The sequence below is a fragment of the Micromonospora sp. ANENR4 genome, assembly GCF_015354395.1.
Lineage (GTDB): Bacteria > Actinomycetota > Actinomycetes > Mycobacteriales > Micromonosporaceae > Micromonospora > Micromonospora aurantiaca.
In genome coordinates, this window is record NZ_JADKYQ010000014.1 from 1 (window position 1) to 22,125 (window position 22,125).

At 74.1% G+C, this 22,125-nt stretch carries 22 protein-coding genes; 12 read left to right on the top strand and 10 right to left on the bottom strand.

Annotation, left to right across the window (positions count from 1 at the left end; all coding sequences use genetic code 11):
* On the bottom strand, window positions 1-546 hold a 546-nt coding region (locus IRY44_RS23570; RefSeq protein ID WP_370585002.1), incomplete at its 3' end, for a non-reducing end alpha-L-arabinofuranosidase family hydrolase.
* On the opposite strand from IRY44_RS23570, the gene IRY44_RS31090 reads away from it, so the two are divergent.
* Entirely contained in the window at window positions 500-628 is a 129-nt protein-coding gene (locus IRY44_RS31090) for a hypothetical protein (protein WP_255533180.1), read from the top strand. The genes IRY44_RS23570 and IRY44_RS31090 overlap by 47 nt on opposite strands.
* Before the next feature lie 283 nt (window positions 629-911).
* Here IRY44_RS31090 and IRY44_RS23575 read toward each other — a convergent pair whose 3' ends face one another.
* From IRY44_RS23575 to IRY44_RS23585, 3 genes are all read right to left on the bottom strand, one after another.
* Window positions 912-1,976: an SRPBCC domain-containing protein gene (locus tag IRY44_RS23575; RefSeq protein ID WP_194802405.1), complete on the bottom strand. Its 1,065-nt coding sequence runs from the start codon at window positions 1,974-1,976 to the stop codon at window positions 912-914.
* Window positions 1,977-1,997: 21 nt separating this feature from the next.
* The gene (locus tag IRY44_RS23580) at window positions 1,998-3,329 is read right to left on the bottom strand and encodes a low temperature requirement protein A (RefSeq protein WP_194802406.1); all 1,332 of its coding nucleotides are present in this window, start codon (window positions 3,327-3,329) and stop codon (window positions 1,998-2,000) included.
* An 80-nt stretch (window positions 3,330-3,409) separates the two neighbouring features.
* On the bottom strand, window positions 3,410-4,000 hold the full coding sequence (locus tag IRY44_RS23585) for a TetR/AcrR family transcriptional regulator (protein ID WP_194802407.1): 591 nt from the start codon (window positions 3,998-4,000) through the stop codon (window positions 3,410-3,412).
* Window positions 4,001-4,123: 123 nt separating this feature from the next.
* On the opposite strand from IRY44_RS23585, the gene IRY44_RS23590 reads away from it, so the two are divergent.
* Window positions 4,124-5,764 carry an MDR family MFS transporter gene (locus IRY44_RS23590; protein ID WP_194802408.1) on the top strand — a complete coding sequence of 547 codons (1,641 nt, stop codon included), beginning with the start codon at window positions 4,124-4,126 and terminating at the stop codon, window positions 5,762-5,764.
* A gap of 73 nt (window positions 5,765-5,837) precedes the next feature.
* Window positions 5,838-6,680 (top strand): phosphatase PAP2 family protein, encoded by an 843-nt coding sequence (locus tag IRY44_RS23595; RefSeq protein ID WP_194802409.1) that lies wholly within the window; start codon window positions 5,838-5,840, stop codon window positions 6,678-6,680.
* Window positions 6,681-6,687: 7 nt separating this feature from the next.
* Here the strand turns inward: IRY44_RS23595 and IRY44_RS23600 are convergent, their stop codons facing one another.
* Window positions 6,688-8,742, bottom strand: coding sequence for a cellulose binding domain-containing protein (locus IRY44_RS23600; RefSeq protein ID WP_194802410.1), 2,055 nt, complete (start codon window positions 8,740-8,742; stop codon window positions 6,688-6,690).
* Window positions 8,743-8,988: 246 nt separating this feature from the next.
* Here IRY44_RS23600 and IRY44_RS23605 point away from each other — a divergent pair, with 246 nt between their 5' ends.
* From IRY44_RS23605 to IRY44_RS23625, 5 genes are all read left to right on the top strand, one after another.
* On the top strand, window positions 8,989-9,738 hold the full coding sequence (locus IRY44_RS23605; RefSeq protein ID WP_135240008.1) for a lytic polysaccharide monooxygenase: 750 nt from the start codon (window positions 8,989-8,991) through the stop codon (window positions 9,736-9,738).
* Window positions 9,723-10,355 (top strand): DUF305 domain-containing protein, encoded by a 633-nt coding sequence (locus tag IRY44_RS23610; protein WP_194802411.1) that lies wholly within the window; start codon window positions 9,723-9,725, stop codon window positions 10,353-10,355. The genes IRY44_RS23605 and IRY44_RS23610 overlap by 16 nt, the downstream gene beginning before the upstream one ends.
* Before the next feature lie 317 nt (window positions 10,356-10,672).
* A complete protein-coding gene (locus tag IRY44_RS23615; protein WP_194802412.1) occupies window positions 10,673-12,262 on the top strand; it encodes a DHA2 family efflux MFS transporter permease subunit in 1,590 nt (529 codons plus the stop codon).
* A gap of 126 nt (window positions 12,263-12,388) precedes the next feature.
* Window positions 12,389-12,613 carry a hypothetical protein gene (locus tag IRY44_RS23620; protein WP_013286169.1) on the top strand — a complete coding sequence of 75 codons (225 nt, stop codon included), beginning with the start codon at window positions 12,389-12,391 and terminating at the stop codon, window positions 12,611-12,613.
* A gap of 35 nt (window positions 12,614-12,648) precedes the next feature.
* Window positions 12,649-13,722, top strand: a complete 1,074-nt coding sequence (locus IRY44_RS23625) for a PIN domain-containing protein (RefSeq protein ID WP_194802413.1) — start codon at window positions 12,649-12,651, stop codon at window positions 13,720-13,722.
* Window positions 13,723-14,045: 323 nt separating this feature from the next.
* Here the strand turns inward: IRY44_RS23625 and IRY44_RS23630 are convergent, their stop codons facing one another.
* Window positions 14,046-15,302: a hypothetical protein gene (locus IRY44_RS23630; RefSeq protein WP_370584996.1), complete on the bottom strand. Its 1,257-nt coding sequence runs from the start codon at window positions 15,300-15,302 to the stop codon at window positions 14,046-14,048.
* Window positions 15,303-15,393: 91 nt separating this feature from the next.
* Between IRY44_RS23630 and IRY44_RS23635 the strand changes: the two genes are divergently transcribed.
* Window positions 15,394-15,867 (top strand): molybdenum cofactor biosysynthesis protein, encoded by a 474-nt coding sequence (locus tag IRY44_RS23635; protein ID WP_194802414.1) that lies wholly within the window; start codon window positions 15,394-15,396, stop codon window positions 15,865-15,867.
* 148 nt (window positions 15,868-16,015) lie between these two features.
* Window positions 16,016-16,582: a sigma-70 family RNA polymerase sigma factor gene (locus IRY44_RS23640; protein WP_120570026.1), complete on the top strand. Its 567-nt coding sequence runs from the start codon at window positions 16,016-16,018 to the stop codon at window positions 16,580-16,582.
* Window positions 16,583-16,672: 90 nt separating this feature from the next.
* On the opposite strand, the gene IRY44_RS23645 is transcribed toward IRY44_RS23640, so the two are convergent.
* On the bottom strand, window positions 16,673-17,407 hold the full coding sequence (locus IRY44_RS23645) for a zf-HC2 domain-containing protein (protein WP_194802415.1): 735 nt from the start codon (window positions 17,405-17,407) through the stop codon (window positions 16,673-16,675).
* 49 nt (window positions 17,408-17,456) lie between these two features.
* Window positions 17,457-18,851, bottom strand: coding sequence for an acyl-CoA synthetase (locus tag IRY44_RS23650; RefSeq protein WP_194802416.1), 1,395 nt, complete (start codon window positions 18,849-18,851; stop codon window positions 17,457-17,459).
* Window positions 18,852-18,967: 116 nt separating this feature from the next.
* Here IRY44_RS23650 and IRY44_RS23655 point away from each other — a divergent pair, with 116 nt between their 5' ends.
* The gene (locus IRY44_RS23655) at window positions 18,968-20,095 is read left to right on the top strand and encodes a CaiB/BaiF CoA-transferase family protein (RefSeq protein ID WP_194802417.1); all 1,128 of its coding nucleotides are present in this window, start codon (window positions 18,968-18,970) and stop codon (window positions 20,093-20,095) included.
* 15 nt (window positions 20,096-20,110) lie between these two features.
* Here IRY44_RS23655 and IRY44_RS23660 read toward each other — a convergent pair whose 3' ends face one another.
* The gene (locus IRY44_RS23660) at window positions 20,111-20,527 is read right to left on the bottom strand and encodes an ASCH domain-containing protein (protein WP_194802418.1); all 417 of its coding nucleotides are present in this window, start codon (window positions 20,525-20,527) and stop codon (window positions 20,111-20,113) included.
* Between the two features lie 73 nt (window positions 20,528-20,600).
* Entirely contained in the window at window positions 20,601-21,479 is an 879-nt protein-coding gene (locus tag IRY44_RS23665; RefSeq protein WP_194802419.1) for a S9 family peptidase, read from the bottom strand.
* 108 nt (window positions 21,480-21,587) lie between these two features.
* On the opposite strand from IRY44_RS23665, the gene IRY44_RS23670 reads away from it, so the two are divergent.
* Window positions 21,588-22,124 carry a GNAT family N-acetyltransferase gene (locus IRY44_RS23670; protein WP_194802420.1) on the top strand — a complete coding sequence of 179 codons (537 nt, stop codon included), beginning with the start codon at window positions 21,588-21,590 and terminating at the stop codon, window positions 22,122-22,124.
* Window position 22,125 lies beyond the last annotated feature (1 nt).

The following is a 22,125-nucleotide window of genomic DNA, read 5'->3' on the forward strand; positions in this document are numbered from 1 at the left end:
CGGCACCACCGTGAAGTCCTTCAACGACACCCACCCCGAACGCGGCTGCGCCAACGCACCGGTCGACGACCACCGATACGACGACGGGAGGCTGCACGTGTTGCCCGGCGGCGGGGTCGTGGGTGGCGCGGTGGTCGGCGGCGCCGTGGTGGGTGGCGCGGTGGTGGGTGTGCCGGTCGGGCCGCCGGTCGGCGTGGTGGTGCCGCCGGTGCAGGTCACCCCGTTGAGCGCGAAGCTGGTCGGCACCGGGTTGCTGCTGGTCCAGGAGCCGTTGAACCCGAACGACGTGTTGCCGTTCGTCGGGATCGACCCGTTGTAGTCGACGTTGCGCGCGGTGACAGCGGACCCGCTCTGGGTCAGGCTCGTGTTCCACGACTGGGTCACCGTCTGCCCGGCGCCGAACGACCACGTCAGCGTCCAGCTCGACACCGGGTCGCCGAGGTTCGTGATGGTGACGTTGGCGCCGAAGCCACCCTGCCACTGGGACGAGATCGCGTAGTTGACCGAGCAGCCCGCGGCGGCGGCCCCGGCGGGCAACTGCGCCACGGCGACCGACGCCGACGCGAGCAGCGCGGCGCCGGCCGACGCCAATATGGCATTGACTGACCTGGATCTGGACATGAATTGACCTCCTGCGGGGGCGGCGGCTCGGGCATTGGCGGTGGCGATTGTGTTGTGAGCGTTAACAGCCGCGTCAGGGATGTTACGGGAGCGCTCCCACGCACTCAACAACCCATTTCCCCACCCACCGAACCAGCCCGCACGCCCACCGCACGCCCACTCGCGCACCACCCACCCGCCCCAGTCTGGGTCGATCATGAAGTTGACCGCACTCAATGCGGACAAATCCGCGGACTAACCTCATGATCGACGCGCTTCAGGGGTGCGGGCGGGAGGGGGAGAGGGAGGAGTCAGGCGGGGGTGCAGGGGGTGTTGTCGGCGGTGCAGGCGGCGGGGGCGTCGTGCGAGGGGTCCGGGTCGCGGACGTCGAAGCGGATGGTGGCGGACTCGCCGCCCGGCAACGCGCTCCCGGTGAACGTGACCACGGTGCCGTCCTGGGTGGCCTCGGCACCGCTCACACTGCCCACTGTGGCGCCGTCGTGCAGCGTCACGGTGACCGTCCAGGTGGGACGTTGTGACGGGCCGGGATTGCGCAGCACCACCTGACCCCGGTAGCCGAAGACCCGGTCGGTGACCGTCTCGTAGGTGGCGCTCAGCGGTGCCGCCGCCACCGTCGAGGGCGTCGCGCTCGGCGTACGGCTGGGGGTGGGCGACGGTGTCGGCGAGGGCGACGCGCTGCGGCGGCTGGCGCTGGGCGTGGGTCGCGCGGTAGTGGGCCGGGCCGACGGCGTGGCGCTGGACGGCATGACCAGCGACCCCGTCGGGGCCGGCGCGGCCGGTGCGGGTGGCTCGCCGGCGGTGGCCCACACCGTCGCCCCGGCCGCGGCGGCGATCAGCGTCACCGCGCCGACCGCCAGCAGCACCCGGCGCCGCCCGGACCGGCGCTGGTCGTCGCCGAGCAGCCGGACCACAGGCAGTTCGGCGGTCAGGCCGCCCTCGGCGCGGCGCAGGTCGACGTTCTGGAACGCCAGCCAGTCGAGGATCGCGGGCAGTCGTCCGGTGACCGCCTGCTCGTGCTGCTCGGCGCGGGCGTCGGCGTCCCAGTCGCCCTCCTCGAGCACCTCGCGGACCGACAGCCGGGTGCCGTGCGCGGTGGGGGTGAGGTCGCAGGCGAGCCGGGTGGCCCGGCCGGCCTCCCGGCAGCGGACCACCAGCCGGTGCGGCGCGCGCAACTCGACGGTCTCCACCTCGGTGTCGCCGTCGTAGCCGGGCAGCGCGGCGGTGGCGAGGATCCACCGGTCGGACCTGGGCGCGCTGTCGGCGAACCACTTGGCCAGCAGCGCGCGTTCCGTGAGCGCCCGCCAGGTCCGGGCGGGCGGGTGGAACAGGTCGACCTCGGTGACGATCTCGATCACGCGGAGACTCTAGGGCCTGTGTCAAGGTCGCTGTGGGGCGCTGTCGCCCCCGTCGCGCCAGCGGGCCCGCCAGGCGGCCTCGCTCTCCTCGGCGCTGGCCTTCTCCTCGTGCATCAGCCGGCGCAACGCGACCCGCGAATCGGCGAAGATCACCAGTTCGGCCGCCACGAGCGCCACGCAGATCGCGGTGAGCAGACCCAGCGCGCCGAGCGCCGGCAGGTGCCGGCCGACCGGCAGCGCCGCGGCGAGCAGCACCACGGTGCCGACCCGGGTCCAGGACAGCGTCCGCAGCGCGCGCCACTGGAACGCCATGTTCGCGGCGAAGTAGACGAGCACACCACCGAAGAGCAGCGGCACCGCCGGTCCGTGGCCGCGCTCCATCGGGCCGCCGGCCGGGTCGGTGACGATGCGGACCAGTTCCTCGGCGCCGATCGCGAACAGGATCACCCCGGCGATCATGGGCAGGTAGAGGTAGGCGTACGCGTCGCGGGCGAGCGTCACCCGCGTGTGCCCCTGGGCGGCGTGCAGCGCGATCCGGGCGGCCGGGCCGATCATGTCGAAGTGCGCCCACCAGAGCGCCGCGGTGAACAGGATGCCGAAGATCGCCGCCGGGATGGCCGGCCAGGTCACGGGCTGGCCGAGCAGGTTGCCGCCGACGCCGACCGAGATGACCGACTCGCCGAGCGCGATGATCAGGATGAGGTCGTACCGTTCGGTCCAGTGCTCGGCCGAGGTGATCTTCCAGCCGTCGGTGCCGGCCAGCAGGCCACTGCTGTACTGGATGGCGACCACCGCGATCCACAGTCCGTCGCGCAGCCACGGGCCGACCTCCGGGGACACGCGCGGCGGCAGCAGCGCCGCCACCAGCAGCAGGCCGGCCGAGAGCAGCGCCTCCGGCAGGAACAGCCGCAGCTTGCGCCGGGCCGGCGGGTCGTCGCGCGTGGCGTACCAGTACAGGGAGGTGTGCACGAACCGGATCACCACGTAGCTGATGGTGACCAGGATCGGGCCGGCGCTGCCCTTGTCCAGGTCGCCGAACGTCTGCGGCAGCGCGAGCGCGAACGTGAACAACGCGATCATGCCGACCACCATGAGGATCGGCACGAAGCCCTCGCCCAGGCGCAGCCGGGCGGCGACCGCGCTGTGCACCACCCAGCACCACCAGAGCACCGCGAGCACCAGTAGCGCGTGCAGCAGCTCGCCTGGGGTCACGTTGGCGGCGGTGGCGCGCGTGATGATGAAGAAGGACACCACGAAGACGAGGTCGAAGAAGATCTCGAACCGGTCGACCCGGGTGGCGGGGGCGACGCCGGTCGCCGGCCCGAGCCCTTTGCGCCACCGGTCGCCACCCACCGGGCGAGTGTGTCAGCCCAGGTCAGGCGGGGTGCTGCTTTCGCCGGCCATTCCACCGGTCCGACGGGCGAGCGGCGCGCTCAGCCCCCCGTGGGGGCGGCCAGGGCGAGCACGTCGCGCAGCACGTCGCGCAACGACCGCCCCGGGTGCTCCAGCCACTCGTGGGCGGCGATCCGCAGGGACGCGAGGAAGGTCGCCGCGACGATCCGGGCCCGCAGCACCGCGTCCGGTCCGGTCAGCCGGCGGGCCAGCTCCGCAGCCATCTCCCGCTCCAGGGCCGCGTACGCGCCGACCTGGTGGGCGGCGAGGCTCGGGTGGCCGTGCAGCCGGCGGCGCCGGCTGAGCCAGGGCTCCGCCGGGTCGTCGTAGCCGTCCTCGGCCTGGGCCAGGGCGGCCCGGGTCAGCGCCGCCCACGGCGACAGCTCGGCCGGTTGTTCCGCGACGAGCCTGAGGAGCCGGCGCAACCGCAGCGTGTCGCCGTGGAAGAGGGCCTCCTCCTTGCCGCCGAAGTAGTTGGAGAACGTCCGCCGGGAGACGTTCGCGGCGTCGGCGATCGCCTCGACGGTGATCCGGTCGGGCCCGTGCTCGACGGCGAGGGACAGCGCCGCCTCGTGCAGCGCCAGGCGGGTGGCCGCCTTCTTCCGCTCCCGCAACCCGGTGCACTCCTCCATGACAGCCAGCGTAGGTGACCGATTTCTCAATGGGCAAACTTGCCTACCGGGCAAGGTTTAGTGTTGATTGCTTGAGGCAACGAAGCGGCCACCCCCGTATCGACACACCTGGAGGACGCGCGCATGAGCGCACCCACCATGACGGCTGAGGCCGCCCCGATGAGCAAGCGCAAGACGCTGGAGGCACTCAGCGGTCTGCTGCTGGTGCTCTTCGTGGCCATGCTGAGCAGCACCGTGGTCTCGACGGCCCTGCCGAAGATCATCGGAGCGCTCAACGGCTCGCAGACGCAGTACACCTGGGTGGTCACCGCCACCCTGCTCACCGCCACCGCTACCACCCCGATCTGGGGCAAGCTGGCCGACCTGTTCAACAAGAAGCTGCTGATCCAGATCGCCATCGTGGTGTTCCTGGTCGGGTCGATCGCGGCCGGCTTCGCGCAGAGCGCCGGGCAGCTCATCGCCGCCCGCGCCTTCCAGGGCATCGGCGTCGGCGGCCTCCAGGCGCTCGTGCAGGTCGCCATCGCGGCCATGATCCCGCCGCGTGAGCGGGGCCGCTACAACGGCTACCTGGGCGGCGTCATGGCGCTGGCCACCGTCGGCGGCCCGCTGCTGGGCGGCCTCATCGTGGACACCTCCTGGCTCGGCTGGCGCTGGTGCTTCTTCGTCGGCGTACCGGTCGCGGCCGTCGCGCTGTTCCTGCTGCAGATCACCCTGAACCTGCCCACCGTGCGCCGGGACAACGTCAAGATCGACTATCTGGGCGCCACGCTCATCGCCGCCGGCGTCAGCGGGCTGCTGATCTGGATCTCGTTCGTCGACGACTCGTTCGCCTGGCTGTCCTGGCAGACCGGCGCCATGGTCGGCGGCTCGGTGCTGCTGCTCGCGCTCGCCGTCTGGGTGGAGGCGCGGGCCGCCGAGCCGGTGGTGCCGCTGCACATCGTCCGGGAGCGCACCACCGCGCTGGCGATCCTGGGCAGCCTCGCGGTCGGCATGGCGATGTTCGGCGGCGCGGTCTTCCTGGGCCAGTACTTCCAGATCGGCCGCGGCTACAGCCCGACCGAGGCCGGCCTGCTCACCATCCCGATGATGGCCGGTGTGCTGATCTCCTCGATCGTGGCCGGCCGGATGATCACCGCCACCGGGAGGATCAAGCCGTACATCGTGTTCGGGGCGGTCGTGCTGGTCATCGGGTTCGCCATGCTCGGCACCATCGACCACGAGACCTCGCTGGTCTTCGTCGGCATCGCGATGTTCATCGTCGGCGTCGGTGTCGGCATGACCATGCAGAACCTGGTGCTCGCGGTGCAGAACACCGTCGCGCTCAAGGACATCGGCGCGGCCAGCGCCAGCGTCGCGTTCTTCCGCTCGCTCGGCGGCACCATCGGCGTGTCGGTGCTCGGCGCGGTGCTCGCCCGCCGGGTCAGCGACCGGATCACTCACGACCTCGCCGCGGCGGGCATCCCCACCACCGGCGGAGGCGGCGGCAGCACGCTCAACCTCGACGCGCTGCCCGAGCCGGTACGGCAGATCGTGCGGGCCGCGTACGGGGACGCAACGGGGCACATCTTCCTGATCTCGGCCGCCATCGCGGTGGTGGGTATCGTGGCGGCGCTGCTGCTGCGTCCGGTCACCCTGCGTTCCAGCCTCGATCTGCCGGACACCGGCCGATCGGTGGCGGTGGGAGCGGACGCCGTCGACGGCGCGCCCGCCTTCGACGAGGTGAGCGTGGACTCGGCCGGCCGGGAGGAACGCACCCGCCGCTGAGCCCGTACCCCCAGGGCCGTCGCCGACCCCGGCGGCGGCCCTGGCCCATGCGGGGACGACCGAAGGAGGAGCCGTGGACGTCACGCGGACCGCGCCCACCCGTCTCGCAGCATGGCAGCGGGCCGCGCGTGAGCTGGCGCTCGTCGCCGTGCTCTTCCTGGCCTACAAGGCGGGCCGGCAGGTGGTGGCCGGGCACGCCGAGGTGGCCCTGGCCAACGGCGAGTGGGTCTGGCGGCTGGAACGGCTGCTGCGCCTGCCCGACGAGATGCTCGTGCAGGGGCCGCTGCTGTCGCACGAGCTGCTGGTACGTGTCGCCAACTCGTACTACGCCTACGTGCACTTCCCGGCCACCGTGCTCTGCCTGGTCTGGCTCTGGCTGCGCCGCCCGGCCCACTACCTGCGGCTGCGCCGCGCCCTGGCGTCGCTCACGGCGGTGGCGCTGGTGCTGCACGTCTGCGTTCCGCTCGCGCCGCCCCGGCTGACCGCGCTCACCGGAATGGTCGACACCGGCACCCGGTTCGGCCCGAGCGTCTACGGACCTCCCGACACCGACCAGCTCAGCAACCAGTACGCGGCCATGCCGTCGCTGCACGTGGGCTGGGCGCTGGCGATCGCGCTGGCGCTGATGGCGGTCACCACCGGACGCCGCCGCTGGCTCTGGCTGCTCCACCCGCTGGCGACAGCGCTCGTGGTGGTGATCACCGGCAACCACTACTGGCTCGACGGTGTCGTCGCGGTGGTGCTGCTCGTGGCGATCCTGGCCGTCCTGCCGACGGCCGTGCCGGAACCGCCCGTGCTCCCGTCCGGGCCGGTGCGCCCGCACGTGGTGCCCGCGCCGCGCCGGGCCGGCCGCCGCCGGAACCCGAAGGTCCCGGCGGCGGCCGACGTACGGCTGCGGCCACCCGGCCGCGGTTGAGGGCGCCTCAGCGCACCGTGCAGACCGTGCCGTTGAGGCGGAACGCCCCCGGCGGCACGTTCGGCCCGCTGTACGCGCCGACGAAGCCGACGGTCGTGCTGCCGCCGTCGGCGGCGAGCCGCCGGTTGTCGGCGGTGGGCGTCACCCGGACGGTGCGGCCCTGCTGGTCCCAGGTGGCGCTCCACCCGCTGCTCACCCGCTGCCAGGCGGTCGGCCAGGTCCAGGTGAGCGTCCAGCCGTCGACGGCCTTCGCGCCCGTGTTGATGACCTCGACGTTCGCCACGTACCCGTTGCCCCAGTCGTTGTCGTCGTTGAACCGCACCGCGCAGGAGCTCTCGGCCGGGCTGCCGGTGGCGAACGTCAGCGGCGGGGACGACCACGAGACCCGTCCGGCGGTGTCCCGGGCGAGCACGTTGACCGTGTAGCGGGCGCCCGGTTCGAGGTTGCCCACCGTGAGCGACGTGCCGGCGGTCTCGCCGAGCTGCTCGCTCACCGCGCCGTACTGCCGGTGCACCTCGTACTTGGCGATCGGGGACGCGCCCGGCGTGGCCGCCGGCCAGGAGATGGTCGCCGCGCGGTCGGTCACCGCGCCCGCCGTCGGCCGGCCCGGGGCGCCGGGCCTCCCGGCCGAGCTGCCGGCCGGTCGCAGCACGAGCGTGGTCAGCGAGTACGGCGGCAGCGTGCGGGTGCTCGCGTCGCCCGAGCGGCCGGTGCTGATCCCGGTCGCGCCGTTGGTGAGCGTGTGCACCGTCGGCGCCTCGTCGGCCGGGGTGAACCCGGCGTAGTCGAGCGCCACCGGGTGGGCGTTGTCCGGGTCCTTGTTGAGCAGCAGGACCGCGACGCTGCCGTCCGGCCGGCGGACCGCGTGCGCGGCGACCAGCGGCTCGTCCGTCCCGGCCCGGACCAGTTGATCCCCGGGCCGGACGAACAGGTTCATCATCGACAGCGCGTGGTACGGCGCGAACGGCGTGTTGAACGCCGGCTGGCACACCTCGCCGTCACTGGTGCAGTTGCCGCTGGACAGCAGCCCGAAGTCGCCGTAGTCGGTCTGCCCGGCCACCTCGGAGACGGTGCCGATTCCGTTGTGCACGTTCCACCACTGCACCGTGAACACGCCCTGCTCCAGCAGGCCGCTGTAGGCGTCGGCCAGGAACAGCGCGCCCGGTGCGGTGGTGCGCCCGGCGTCCACGTTCAGCTCGGTGAAGCTGATCCCGATCCGGTCCGCGCCGGGGCCGGCGTACCTGGCGATCTGCTGGCGCAGCAGCCAGGCCGCGTCGGGCAGGTGGCTGGTGCGGGCCAGCGAGTCGGCGGCGCTGCCGCCCGGGTACCAGTGCACGTCCACGAAGTCGATCTTCGGGCCGGCGATGGACAGCACGGTCTGGTTCCACGGCCCCGGATCCGATCCGGCGGTGATGCCGTCCGGCCAGTTGCCGGGCATGGTGAGCACCGCGCCGACCTTGATGCTCGGGTCGACCGCCTTCATCGCGTCGGCGTACTCGATCACCAGCCGCGCGTACTGGGCGGCGCTCTTGTCGGGGTGGTCGTCGGCCTCCCAGGCCGAGCCGTAGTGGCCGTTGCCGTAGTTCTCGTTGCCGACGGTCCACCACTTGGCGCCGTAGCCCTTTGTGACGTTGGCGTAGCGGACCCAGGCCGCCGCCTCGGCGGGCGTGCCGGTTCCGTAGTTCGCGATGATCATCGGCTCGGCGCCGACGCGGCGGGCGCCGGCCATGAACGTGTCGAAGTCGGTGTTCGGCGCGACGTAGCCGCCGGGCGCGGTGTGCGTCTCCCAGTGGTAGATGTCGGCGTACGAGCCGCCGGGGTAGCGCAGCATCTTCACGCCGGCGGCCTTGAGCAGGTCGGACGTCTCGGCGCTGCCGAGCTGCGAGTCCCAGATGGCGTGGTTGACGCCGAGCGCGGTGGCCGGGACGGTGGCCAGCCCGGCGCGGGTGTTCACGGTGACGGTGACCGGGTCGGTGGGGTCGGCGGCGGCCGGTCCGCCGGCGGTGCCGAGCGCGGTGGCGAGCAGCAGCAGGCCGGCCGCGAACGCAGTGGGTCTTCTCATCCGGGGATGTCCTTCGGGGGAGTGGGACGACGGGGAGATGCCCGGTTCTGCGTCGTCCTCCCGGAGCCGCGACGGCGGCGGGATGCCCACGAACGACGATCGGCTCCGCGCGGCGAGCCATCGATCAGGATCATACGCCCGGCGCCCGGGTGTGCAGGGCTTAATTTATAGACAGGAGTCTTTACTGTTAACAATGTTTAATTTATGTTCGGGGCACCTTCCGATCCCCCCGAAGGAGTTGCCACCATGCGCCGAAGAATCACCCTCCCGCTGCTCACCGCCGGTGCCGTCACCGGGACGCTGGCGCTCGCCGCGCCCGCGCAGGCCCACGGGTACGTCTCCTCGCCGCCCAGCCGCCAGGCGCTCTGCGCGCAGAACCGGGTGCCGGACTGCGGTCAGATCAAGTACGAGCCGCAGAGCGTCGAGGGCCCCAAGGGCCTGCGCAGCTGCCACGCCGGCATCGCCCAGTTCGCGGTCCTCAACGACGACAGCCGCAACTGGCCGGCCACAGCGGTCGGCAGCAGCGTCACGTTCACCTGGGTCAACACCGCCCGGCACGCCACCGCCAACTGGGAGTACTGGATCGGCGGCACCCGGGTCGCCGTGGTCGACGGCGGGGGACGCCAGCCCGGCGCGACCGTGTCGCACACGGTCAACCTCGGCGGCTTCTCCGGCCGGCAGAAGCTGCTCGCGATCTGGAACATCTCCGACACCGCCAACGCGTTCTACTCCTGCGTCGACCTCCAGATCGGCGGCGGAGGCGGCAACCCGACCCCGTCACCCACCCCGACGGCTGCGCCCACCACCCCCGCGCCCTCGCCCACGCCCACCCGGACCAGCACCCCGGCGCCGGGCGGTACGTGGACCGCCGGGCGGGCGTACCAGGTCGGTGACACGGTGACCTACGACGGCCGCACCTACCGCTGCCGCCAGGCGCACACCGCCATCGCCGGCTGGGAGCCGCCGAACGTACCGGCGCTGTGGCAGCAGATCTGAGCCCGCGTACCCGCGCGGCGGAGCCGGCCGGTCCCCGGCTCCGCCGCGCGTCCGCCGCCACCCTGCTCGGCGTGGTGCTGGCCCTGACCGGGTGCGGCGGGCCGCCGACCGCCGATCCGTCCCCACCGGTCCCGCCCGCCACGGCCCCGGTCCCGGGCGGCGCGGACGCCACGGTCAGCGGGATCGACGCGCTGTTCCTGGCCATGATGGTGGCGCACACCGAGCAGACGCTGGAGATCGTCCGGCTCGGCCTCGACCGCGCCACCGACCCGCGCATCCGCACGCTCATCGCCGCCGTCCGCGCCACCGAGACCGACGAACTGTCCACCATGCGCGGCTGGCTGCGCGAGGCGGGCCCGTCGGCCGCCGCCGCGGCCGCCCGGCACGACCACTCCGGGCACAGCGACGCCGCCGCCGGACTGGCCCGGCTGCGCGCCGCCACGCCCGCCGACGCCGACCGGGTGCTGCTCGACGTGCTCAGCCGGCACCAGCGCACCGCGGCCGACCTGGCCCGCGCCCAGGTCGCCGCCGGGACCGACGAGCGGGTACGCGACCTCGCCCGCCGCATCGACCGCTCGCGTACGGCCGAGGTCGACCTGATGGCCGGCCTGGGCTGAGCGGCCTGCCCACGAGGTGGCGGTGTGGGGCATGACCTTCGTCACGGTCGCGCCCGCCGGCCACGCCCCGACAAGGCTGGCGAATCGGCGCGCACCAGCCCTTTCCGCGAGCCGCCGGAGCAGATCGGGGCCGGAGGCGCGGCCGGTTCGGGTGCCGCCGCGGTTCTCCCGTCGGCAAAACCGGCCGCGTCTCGTCCCAGGTCATGGCTACGCTGTCGCCCGGACGTCGCCTCGCCGCGCGTTCCGCCCGCGCTCCGCAGACGGCGCGCGGCGCCGCCACCGCCTCCCAGTGCCGGACCGGATCCAGGAGACCGTTAGTGACCCAGCAACCCGTAGCGACGTCGACGAAACTCGACGCCGCCGTACTCAAGGTGGCCGGCGTCGTCGTGCTCGGTGCGATCATGTCGATCCTCGACGTGACAGTCGTCAGCGTGGCGCTGCCGACGTTCCAGAGCGAGTTCGACGCCACGTACGCCCGCGTCGCGTGGACCATGACCGGGTACACGCTCGCGCTCGCCACGGTGATCCCGCTCAGCGGCTGGGCCGCCGACCGGTTCGGCACGAAACGCCTCTACATGGTGGCGCTGGCGCTGTTCACCATCGGCTCCGGGCTCTGCGCCACGGCCGACTCGATCGGCGAACTGATCGCCTGGCGGGTCGTCCAGGGCCTCGGCGGCGGCATGCTCATGCCGCTCGGCATGACGATCATGACCAGGGCAGCCGGCCCGCACCGCATCGGCCGCCTGATGGCGGTGCTCGGCATCCCGATGCTGCTCGGCCCGATCACCGGCCCGATCCTCGGCGGCTGGCTGATCGACGTCGCGAGCTGGCACTGGATCTTCCTGATCAACCTGCCGATCGGCGTGGTCGCCCTGGTCTACGCCCAGCTCGCCCTGCCGAAGGACAACGCCGAGCCGTCCGAGTCGTTCGACTTCCTCGGCATGCTCATGCTCTCGCCGGGTCTCGCGCTGTTCCTCTACGGCATCTCCACGCTGCCCGAGACCGGCACCGTCGCCGACACCAAGGTCTGGCTGCCGATGCTCGCCGGCGGCGCGCTCGTGGTCGCCTTCGTGCTCTACTCGTTCCGGCCCCGGCACCCGCTGCTCGACCTGCGGCTGTTCCGTAACCGCAACCTGACCATCGCCGCCGTCACCATGTTCGTGTTCATCATCGCGTTCATGGGCGCCGGCCTGCTGTTCCCCAGCTACTTCCTCCAGGTGCGCGGCGAGACGACGCTGACCGCGGGCCTGCTGATCGCGCCGCAGGGCATCGGCGCGATGCTGACCATGCCGATCGCCGGCATGCTCGCCGACCGGGTGCCGGTCGGCCGGACGGTGCCGTTCGCGCTGGTGCTCATCGCGGCCGGGTTCTTCACCTTCACCCAGCTCGGCACCGACACGTCGTACTGGCTGCTCTGCGGCTCGCTGTTCGTGATGGGCCTCGGCATGGGCGGCACGATGATGCCGATCATGACCTCCGCGCTGAAGACGCTCAGCGCGGCGGAGGTGGCGCGCGGCTCGACGCTCGTCAACATCCTCCAGCAGATCGGCGGCTCGGTCGGCGCCGCGGTCATGTCGGTCATCCTCACCAGCGAGCTGAACGGCTCGCGGCCGATCCCCGGCGTCACCGACCCGGCCACCGGCGCCCCGCTGACCGAGGCCCAGCTCGCCATCGCCTCCCAGCAGCAGCCCGAACTGATCCAGCAGTTCCCGGTGCCGCCGTCGCTGATCGAGCGCGGGCTCGACTACGCGGCGAACTCCTTCTCCACCACGTTCTGGGTCGCCTTCGGCCTGGTGCTGCTGACCTTCATTCCGGCCGCGTTCCTGCCCCGCCGCCGTGAGCCCTCGCACCTGCTCGACGGCGACCCGGGCGAGGACAAGCGTCCGGTGCCGGTCCCGATCCACTGACCGCCGCCGTCACCCAGGGCCGGACGCACATGCGTCCGGCCCTGGGCCGTTCCGGCGCCGCGATCCGCCACCCCGGCCACGGCCGGCGCCTAGGATCGAAGACGGAACCGGAGGAAGGCGGCCAGCGTGAGCGCAGACGACGCGCAGCGGTCGGCGCGACGGCGTAACCGGCTGCTGCTCGCGGGCCTGCTCGCCGTCGTCGGGCTGATCCTGCTGCTGCTCGGCCTCACCGTCGCCACCGGCACCGTCGCCGGCGTCGAGGTGGTGCTCGCGTTGTTGCTGCTGGTCACCAGCTACGCGATCCAGCGGGTGGCCCGCCGCGAGACCGTCTACCGCGACGAGCGGCGCTGACCGGTCCGGCGGTCCGGCCGGGCTAGGCTGCCGGTGTGGATCACGAAGACCGGATTGCGCTGTTCCTCGACTACGAGAACCTGGCCCTTGGCGTACGGGACCATCACGGTGGTCGGCCGTTCGACTTCCGGCCGATCGCCGACGCGCTCGCCGAGCGGGGACGCGTGGTGGTACGCCGGGCGTACGCCGACTGGTCGTACTTCGACGAGGACCGGCGGATGCTCACCCGCTCACACGTCGAACTGATCGAGATCCCCCAGCGGATGGGCGCCTCGCGCAAGAACGCCGCAGACATCAAGATGGCCGTGGACGCGGTCGAGCTGGCGTTCGAGCGCGGCTACATCTCCACGTTCGTGATCTGCACCGGGGACAGCGACTTCACCCCGCTGGTGCACAAGCTGCGCGAACTCAACAAGCGGGTGATCGGCGTCGGGGTGGAGAAGTCCACCTCCGCGCTGCTGCCGCCGGCGTGCGACGAGTTCCTCTACTACGACCGCCTGGAAGGCGTGGACGTGCCGCCACCGGCCGCCCGCCGGTCGCGCCCGGCCCGGCCCTCACCGGCGGAGCCGGCGCCCGAGCCAGCCGTCGAGACCGCCCCGGCCGAGGAGGAGTCGGCCCGGGACGTCGACACGCTCGCCGTCCAGCTGGTGCAGACGGTGGCCGGCATGCAGGGCAGCTCCAGCGGCGACGTGACCGCCTCCGCGCTCAAGCGCGCGCTGCTGCGCAAGGACCCCACGTTCAGCGAGTCCGACTACGGCTTCCGGACCTTCGGGGAACTGCTACGCCACCTCGCGGCGCACAACGTGGTGGAACTGGCCGCCGGACCGGCGAAGGGCGACCCGGAGGTGTCCCTTCCCGAGCAGGGCGACCGGGAGGTCGCGTTCGGGCTGCTGCGCTCCGTGGTGGTGGACCTCGCCGCGGACGGCGGGGCGGTGGCGCTGTCCGGCCTGAAGGACCAGCTGCGGCGGGCCCGGCCCGACTTCAGCGAGAAGAAGCTCGGCTACCGCAGCTTCCTCCAGTTCTGCAAGGCCGCCGCGACGAGCGGCGTGGTGGAGTTGCGCTGGAGCCCCGACGACGGCGACTACCTCCTCACTCCCCGGACTCCCTGACCGAGCCCTCCCCGCCCTTCGCCGCCGCCCGGCCGCCGCCCCCGCGATCTTGCACTTGCTGACCCGTGAAAGCGGGATGAATCGCCCATCCCGAGGGCAGTAAGTGCAAGATCGTCGGGGCTCGGAGACACCTCGGCTTGATCCACGCCAGCTCGCCGAGGTGGCGGGGTCCGAGCCCGCCGGATGCCGCCACCTCGGCGTAATGGTGTCGATCAAGCGGCCGCCACGGCAACCGCCCGGGCACGGACACCTCGTTCGCCGTCCTCGGCGGGACGTGAGGACGGCGGCACCTTCGTCCCCGGCTGGCACTCGGCTCTGCGAGGTCAGGAGAGGGCCGCGGCTATCTGGACTGTCCCGCCGAGCCCCACCGCCAGGCCGAGCCGTCGGCCGACCTGGCCCACCAGGTCCAGCAGTGGCGGCTCGGAGGAGACCGTCGGGCTCGGGTCGCCGGTGGGGCCGGGCTCCCCGGTCGGGTCCGGGTCGCTCGTCGGGCTCGCGGTCGGCGCCGGAGTCACCTGGCCGGCGGGAGGGCTGGGTGGCCCGACAGGCGTCGACGGCACGTCGCCGACCCGTGCCGGCGGCGACCCGGCGACGGGCGGTGCGGTGGTGAGGATCCGCGCCCCGGACCCCGCGGTCGCGTGCGGGGGACGCTTCGGTGGCGGCGCGGATCGGGTCGGCCGGACCACCGGCGACGACGGGTCGACCGGAGTCGCCACGGGCGGCACCCCAGGGACGGGAGGTGCGGCCGTGGTGGCGGGCGCGGTCGCCGGTCCGTGCGCCGGGTCGGTCTGCCCGGCTGTCGCCGTCCAGGTGCCGGCGGACGTGACGCCCAGCAGCACGGCCACCGCCGCGACGCCCGCCGCGGCCAGTCGCTGGGGGAGTGCCCGGTCGGCCGGGGCGTCCCACGGGCCGAGCGGCCGGGGTGGCCGGGGCCGGGCGGCCCGGTGGGCGGACCGCAGCGCCTCGACGTCCTCGACGAACGCCTCCCGCGTACCGGTGGCGTCGGCGTGGGCCAGGGTGAGGTAGAACCTGGCGTTCGCCGCGCCGGGGGCCGGTACGCGCAGGCCCGCCGGAGCGCCGCCGTCGGCGTCGTGCAGCAGGGTGACCGGACGGTCCGGGTGGTGCCCGAGGCCGCGTACGTCCCGCAGCGACCAGTACCGCCGGGCGTCGTGCCCGGCGAAGGCCACGCGCCGGTCGGTCACCACGGCGGTGCCGCTGTCGACCACGCGCAGTCCCGCCGGCAGCGGGCCGCCGGCCGGGTCGAGACAGCCGGCGAGCGTGCGACCCGGCACGGGCAGCCCGGGCAGGTGCCGGGCCGTGGCCTCGACCAGGTCGACTGTGGGCAGGATGCGGTAGACGACCTCGCCGTCGTCCAGCGCCACCGGCAGTGCGGTGCCGGGCAGTGTGCAGCCGCGGAAGCCCGCCGCCTCCATCGACAGGCGGTCGAGGTGGTCGGCGCGGCGGCGCCAGATCCGGGCCGCCGTCTCGTACGCCTGACGCCGGCGCTCGTTCTCGCGCCGCGCCCAGGCCAGTCGCCGCTGCGGATGAGCCCCGATCGCGTCGGGTCGCCTCGCCGTCACACCTGGTACAACGCCCTGCGAAGAGCCCGGATACGTGAGCGCGGCTATCGTCCGGTTTGGCGGTGTTATGCCCGCTACTAGACTTCGGGGCATGCCGCGGATCGTCCAGTTGCTGGCCTCGCCCGTGCACCGGTACGTGGGCCGCCCGGCGGACGGACCCGCCCCCGCGCCACCTGGTGAACTGGTCGACCGGGTGGAGCTACGCGCCGGGCTCGGCATCGTCGGTGACCGCTACTTCGGCCGCCCCGCGCACCGGCAGGCGAGCGTCACGCTGATCGCGCGGGAGTCGCTGCCGCCCGGCGCGGACCTCACCCAGCTGCGGCGCAACGTGCTCACCGAGGGCATCCCGGTGGACGATCTGGTGGGCCGCGTGCTCACGCTCGACTCCGGCGACGGCCCGGTCCGGCTGCGGGTGCACCGAGCCGCGCCGCCCTGCGCCTGGCTCGACGTGGTGGTCGCTCCCGGTACGTGGAAGGCGATGCGCCGCCGCGGCGGCGTCCGGTGCGCCCCGCTCACCGACGGCGTGCTGCGGGTCGGGCCGGTCACCGTGTCCGTCGACGACTGACGGCGAGGGAACTTTCCCGGCCCGCCGGCCGACCAACCGGAGGGCGAGCGGCACTGCGGCGCCGGCAGGAGGGACGCGGAATGAACCGAGCGGGGCGCGCATCCGTACCGTCCGGCATGAGCATGCCGGACCGGCGGGCCGGCCGCGGATGAGCCCGGACGCCGACGACGAGCAGGTGACCGGGTGGGCGCGCCGCGCCGCCCGGGGCGACCAGCTGGCCGCTGCCGCGTTCGTGCGGGCCCTCCAGGCGCCGGTGTGGCGCTTCCTCGCTCATCTGGCCGGGCCGGCCGAGGCCGACGACCTGGCCCAGGAGACGTTCCTGCGCGCGCTGCGCAGCCTGCCCGGCTTCGCGGGCCGGTCGTCGGCGCGTACCTGGATCTTCACCATCGCCCGCCGGGTCGCGGTGGACCACGTGCGGGCGGCGACCGCCCGGCCCCGGGTGGCCGCGCTGCCGGACTGGCAGGCCGCCGCCGAGGCGGCCGGCGCGGTGACCGGCGGCGGGGACGACGGCGTGGTGCTGCGCGGACTCATCGCCACGCTGGCGCCGGACCGGCGGGAGGCGTTCGTGGCGACCCAGGTGCTCGGCCTGTCCTACGCCGAGGCGGCCGAGGTGTGCGGCTGCCCGGTGGGCACCATCCGCTCCCGCGTGGCCCGCGCCCGGGAGGACCTGGTCGCCGCCTGGTCCGGCGACGCCCGTGACCGCCGGGCCCGCTGAGACCCGCCCGCTGACACCACGACCGCCGGGGCCCGCCGGGATCGCGACCGGCCGGGTGAGCCGCGACCCGGTGACCCGCGCCGAGGGCCGTCAGGCGGCGCGCCGGTCGCGGGCCTGTGCGGGGTACGGGCCGGGCGGCACCAGCCGCAGCGCCGGCGCGGCCGGTTCCTCGGCCGGCAGCGCCCACCGCGAGCCCTCCGACCGGCGCTGCCCGGGTGGGGTGTCGCCGGGGCGCCGGCCGAGGCGGGACAGCACCAGCATCACGGCCCAGCCGACAAGCAGGAAACCGTGGCTGACCAGCCGGGTCATCGCCACCTGCCCGGTGATCAGGTCGTTGACGGACAGCAGTACGAGCGTGGCGACGAACGCGCTGAGCATCGGCAGCAGGCCGGACGGGGCGGACCGGCGCGCGGCCACGTAGAGGAACCCGGCGCCGACGGCGACGTTCCACGCCGCCGACTCGTGCCACAGGTGCTGGCCGGAGGCGTGCGCGTGCTCGACGACGGCCTCCCGGCCGATCTGGGCCAGGCCGAGGACGAGCTGCACCGCGCCGAGCAGGCCGAGCGCCCCGCGCAGGCCGAGCGTGATCCGGTGGCGGCGGCTGGGCCGGGGCGGGGGAGCGGCGGCCAGGACCGCGTCGACCAGGTCGGGCACCCGCGGGGCGAGCTGGGTACGGGCCCGCCGGGTCACCGACGCCGCGGAGTCGAACCAGCCGCGGCAGCCGGCGCAGCCGGTCAGGTGCGCCTCGGCCGCCTCGATCTCCGAGCCGGACGCCTCACCGTCCAGCTGTGCCGACAGGATCTCCCGCCACTGCTCACACGCCATGTAGGGATAGTCGTCGCCAGAGCCGCGCTGGTTCCCGGCGGGGTGCGGGTCACGCCTCGGTCAGGCGGGATTTCTGCACCTTGCCCATCGCGTTGCGGGGCAGCGCGCCGACCAGCCGCACCTGGCGGGGGCGCTTGTGCGCGGACAGGTGCCGCGCCACGAAGTCGATCAGCTCGGTCTCGGCCACGCCGTCGCCCACCACGTACGCGGTCACCTGCTGGCCCAGGTCGGGGTGGGGCGTGCCGACCACCGCCGCCTCCCGGACGCCCGGGTGGGCCAGGAGGGCGTCCTCCACCTCGCCGGCCCCGATCCGGTAGCCGCCACTCTTGATCAGGTCGGTGGCGGCCCGGCCGACGATCCGGTGCGCGCCGTCCGGGTCGACAGTCGCGATGTCGCCGGTGCGGAACCAGCCGTCGGCGGTGCGGGTGGCCGCGTCGGCGTCCGGCCGGTTCAGGTAGCCGTCGAACAGCGTGCCGCCGCGTACCTGCAGCTCACCCATCGCGTCGGCGGGCAGCGGGCCGCCGTGCTCGTCCACCACCCGCGTGCGCACGCCGGGCAGCGGCACGCCCACCGTGCCGGGCCGCCGGGGACCGTCGGCGCGGGCGCTCACCGTCACGAGGGTCTCGGTCATGCCGTACCGCTCCAGCGGCCGGTGCCCGGTCAGCCCGGCCAGCGCCGCGAAGACCGGCTCGGGCAGCGCCGCGCTGCCGGACACGAGCAGCCGGGCGCCGCGCAGCGCCCGCGCCGCCGCCGGTCGCGCCGCGATCCGCGACCAGATCGTGGGTACGCCGAAGTACAGCGAGCCACCGGCTGCCGCGTACCGCTCGGGGTGGGGCCGGCCGACGTGGTGCAGCCGGCTGCCGACGCGCAGCGGGCCGAGCACGCCGAGCACCAGCCCGTGCACGTGGAACAGCGGCAGGCCGTGCACCAGCAGGTCGTCCGGGGTCCAGGCCCAGGCGTCGGCGAGCCCGTCCAGGCAGGCGGCGACCGCGCGGCGGGACAGCACCGCGCCCTTCGGCGCGCCGGTGGTGCCGGAGGTGTAGAGGATCAGCGCGGTGGCCGCCGGGTCCGGTTCGGGATGCGCGGTGTCCGAGCGCCGGGCCAGGTCCAGCGGTACGACAGGCGGCGAGCCGGCGTGCGGTGTGCCGGGCGGCGCGAGCAGCAGCTCCACGCCGGAGTCGCGCAGGATGTGGTCGCGTTCCATCGGGCCGGCGTCGGGCGGCACCGGCACCACCGCCGCGCCGGCGAGCAGCCCGCCGACCACGCCGACCACCGTCTCCAGACTGGCCGTGGCGGGCACCGCCACCCGGGTCGCGCCGCGCAGGTCGTCGGCGACGGCGGCGGCCGCCCGGCGCAGTTCCACCCGGGACAGCGACCGGTCGCCCACCCGGACCGCGCCGGGGCGTTCGTCGGTGGACCCGGCGAGCCCGCTCAGCAGCGACATGCGCACCCCTTTCCGGTATGCCCGCCCGATGTACCGCGACCGTAGCCGGGCCGGCCACCCCTGCCGGACGTGCCGTCGGGTATGTGTCATCGTGGTCGGCGGCGAGGGAGGGTGGCATGTCGGGTCCGTTGCACGGGGTGCTGGTCGCCGACTTCTCCCGGATCCTCGCCGGCCCGTACGCGACGATGCTCCTGGCCGACCTCGGCGCGGACGTGGTCAAGGTGGAGGCGCCCGGCGGCGACGACACCCGCGGCTGGCGGCCCCCGGTGCGCGACGACGTCTCCACCTACTACCTGGCGGTCAACCGCAACAAGCGCTCGCTGGTGCTCGACCTGACCGATCCCGGCGACCTGACGCTGGCGCACCGGCTGGCCGGCCGGGCCGACGTGCTGATCCAGAACTTCCGCCCGGGCGCGCTGCGCCGCTTCGGCCTCGACCACGACACGGTCACCGCCCGCAACGCCCGCCTGGTGTACGCCTCGATCAGCGGCTTCGGCGACGCCGGGGGCGCCGACCTGCCCGGGTACGACCTCATGGTGCAGGCCGCGGCCGGGCTGATGAGCCTCACCGGGGACGCGGACGGCCCGCCCTACAAGGCCGGGGTGGCGGTGTTCGACGTGATCGCCGGGCTGCACGCGGCGGTCGGGATCCTGGCCGCGCTGCGGCACCGGGAGGAGACCGGGCGCGGGCAGCACGTCACAGTGGATCTGCTCTCCTCGGCGCTGTCCGGGCTGGTCAACCACACCAGCGCGTACGTCGCGGGTGCGGCGGCCCCGCACCGGATGGGCAACGCGCACCCGAGCATCGTGCCGTACGAGCCGCTGCCCACCGCCGACGGCGAACTGGTGGTGATCGCCGGGAACGACGCCCAGTTCCGTACCCTCTGCCGGGTGCTCGGCGTGCCGGAGTTGGCCGGCGACGCGCGGTTCGGCCGCAACGCCGACCGGGTCGCGCACCGCGACGAGCTGCGGGCGCTGCTGGTGGCGGCGCTGTCCCGGCGCGGAAGCGCGGAGTGGTTCGCCGAGCTGCGCGCCGCCGGCGTGCCGTGCAGCCCGATCAACTCGGTGGCCGAGGGGGTGGCGCTGGCCCACGGGCTGGGCCTGGAACCGGTGGTGACGACCGGCGGGGTGCCGGGCATCCGGAACCCGATCGGCCTGTCCGGGGCGCCGCCCCGCTACGACCTGCCGCCGCCGGAGCTGGACGAGCACGGCGCCGAACTGCGCGCCTGGCTCGCCGCGGAGTGACCGGCCCGGCCGCCGTCAGAGCGTCTCGACCAGCCGGAAGCGTTCCAGCACGGCCGCTGTGTCGTCGTCGACGGTGAACGCCGGGTCGCCGAGCCAGCCGCGGTAGTCCTCGCCGTGCCAGAACCGCTCGTGGCCGGCTCGCCAGGCGGCGATCGTCTCGAACCCCTCGCCCTCGTCCCGGGCGTGGTCGAGGTCGACGTCACCGAGGCGGGCGACGCGGACCTCGACCAGCTCGATCACCGCCACCCGCCGGCCGTCGGAGTCGATCACCGCCGAGCGGGTGCCGACCGCCGGCAGCGGCTCGCCGTCGATCTCGTAGTCCTGGACCAGCCCGGTGGTGGTGGTCTTGCTCCCGTCGAGCACCGCGGCGACGAGCTGGTCGCGCAGCGGGCCGGGGAAGGCGAACTCGAAGGTGGGTAGGTCGGCGTCCATGCGCGGCAGCGTAGCCGGGCCATGCGGGGCGGGCGACCGCGTTCTGCGGCGCCCGGCTGTTCAGTCCGGCCACTCAGCCCGGCAGCGGCAGCGTCCGGCCGAGCCAGTCCAGGAGCACCCGCTCGTACTGCGGGCTGACGCTGTCCAGACTCTCGCCCTCGCCGAGCGTGGGCGCGTGATCGCAGCCGGCCAGCCGAGCCACCGTCAGCTCGGCGTGGCGCGCCGCCCGTCGCCACACCGCGAGGCTGTCCTCGATCGGGATCCACGCGTCCGTCTCGCCGTAGCAGAGCAGCACCGGGCAGGTCAGCCGCGCCAGCACCGGCGCCGGGTCGTAGTCCATGTCGGTCCAGGTGCCGGCCGTGGCGGGCAGCTGCTCGGGCAGGAACGCCAGCGGGAACCACGGCTGCCGGGCCGCCGCGTCGATCGCCGCCTGCGCCACTGGGCGCGGCACCTCACCGCGCTGGTAGCCCTCGGCGACGCGGCGCAGCCCGGCCAGCTCGGCGAGCTCGGCCGGGCCGTAGCCGTTGCGGCGGAGCTGCTCGGCGGTGCCGTGGCGCATCTGGACCGCGGGGCTCACCGCGCTGCACCCGACGAGGACGAGGAAGTCGACCGGGTGCCGGACGGCGGTCAGCGCCGCCGCCCACGCGCCCTGGCTGAAACCCCAGAGCCCGACCGGGGCCGTCCCGACGTGCCGGCGCAGCTCGGTGAGCGCGGCGGACGCGTCGTCGGCCTGCTCGGCCAGCGGCACGTCGTGCCCGTCGATCCGGGCGCGGCGGTCGTAGCGCAGCACCGCGACCCCGGCCGGCGGCAGCAGCCGGGCCAGGTGTTCGTAGAGGAAGTAGGACCGCTGCTCGGCGTGCGAGCCGTGCAGCACCACCAGGCCGCCGCGTACCGGCCCGGCCGGCAGATCGAGGACCGCCGGCAGGCCCGCCGCGCCGATCATCGTCTCCATGCCGGGCAGTGAACCACGAACCGTCCCGCCCGGTGGTCCCGGCCGCCGTCCGGGACACCCGCCTGCGTACGCTGACCAGGTACGTCGCCGCGACCGTGGAGAACCGCCATGACCAGCCCCGCATCCCGTACCGTCCGGGTCGCCCGCGCCGAGGACGTGACCGCCCTCGTCGACCTGATCGAGTCGGCGTACCGGGGTGAGCGCAGCCGGCAGGGCTGGACCCACGAGGCGGACCTGCTGGCCGGGCAGCGCACCGACCCGGAGATGGTGGCTGCCGCCGTCACCGGCCCGGGCGGCGTGGTGCTGGTCGCCGAGCAGGACGGCGGCCTGGTGGCCTGCTGCCAGCTGGAACGTCGCGACGACCACGTCTACTTCGGCATGTTCGCCGTCGCCCCCGGCCGGCAGGGCGGCGGCCTGGGCCGGGAGCTGCTGGCCGAGGCCGAGCGCTACGCGGCCGAGCAGTGGCACGCCGGTGAGATGCGGATGACAGTGATCGTCCAGCGCGACGACCTGATCGGCTGGTACGAGCGGCGCGGCTACGTCCGCACCGGCGAGCTGAGCCCGTTCCCGTACGGCGACGAGCGGTTCGGTGTGCCGCTGCGGCCGGACCTGGCGTTCGAGACGCTGCGCAAGAAGCTCGGCTGAC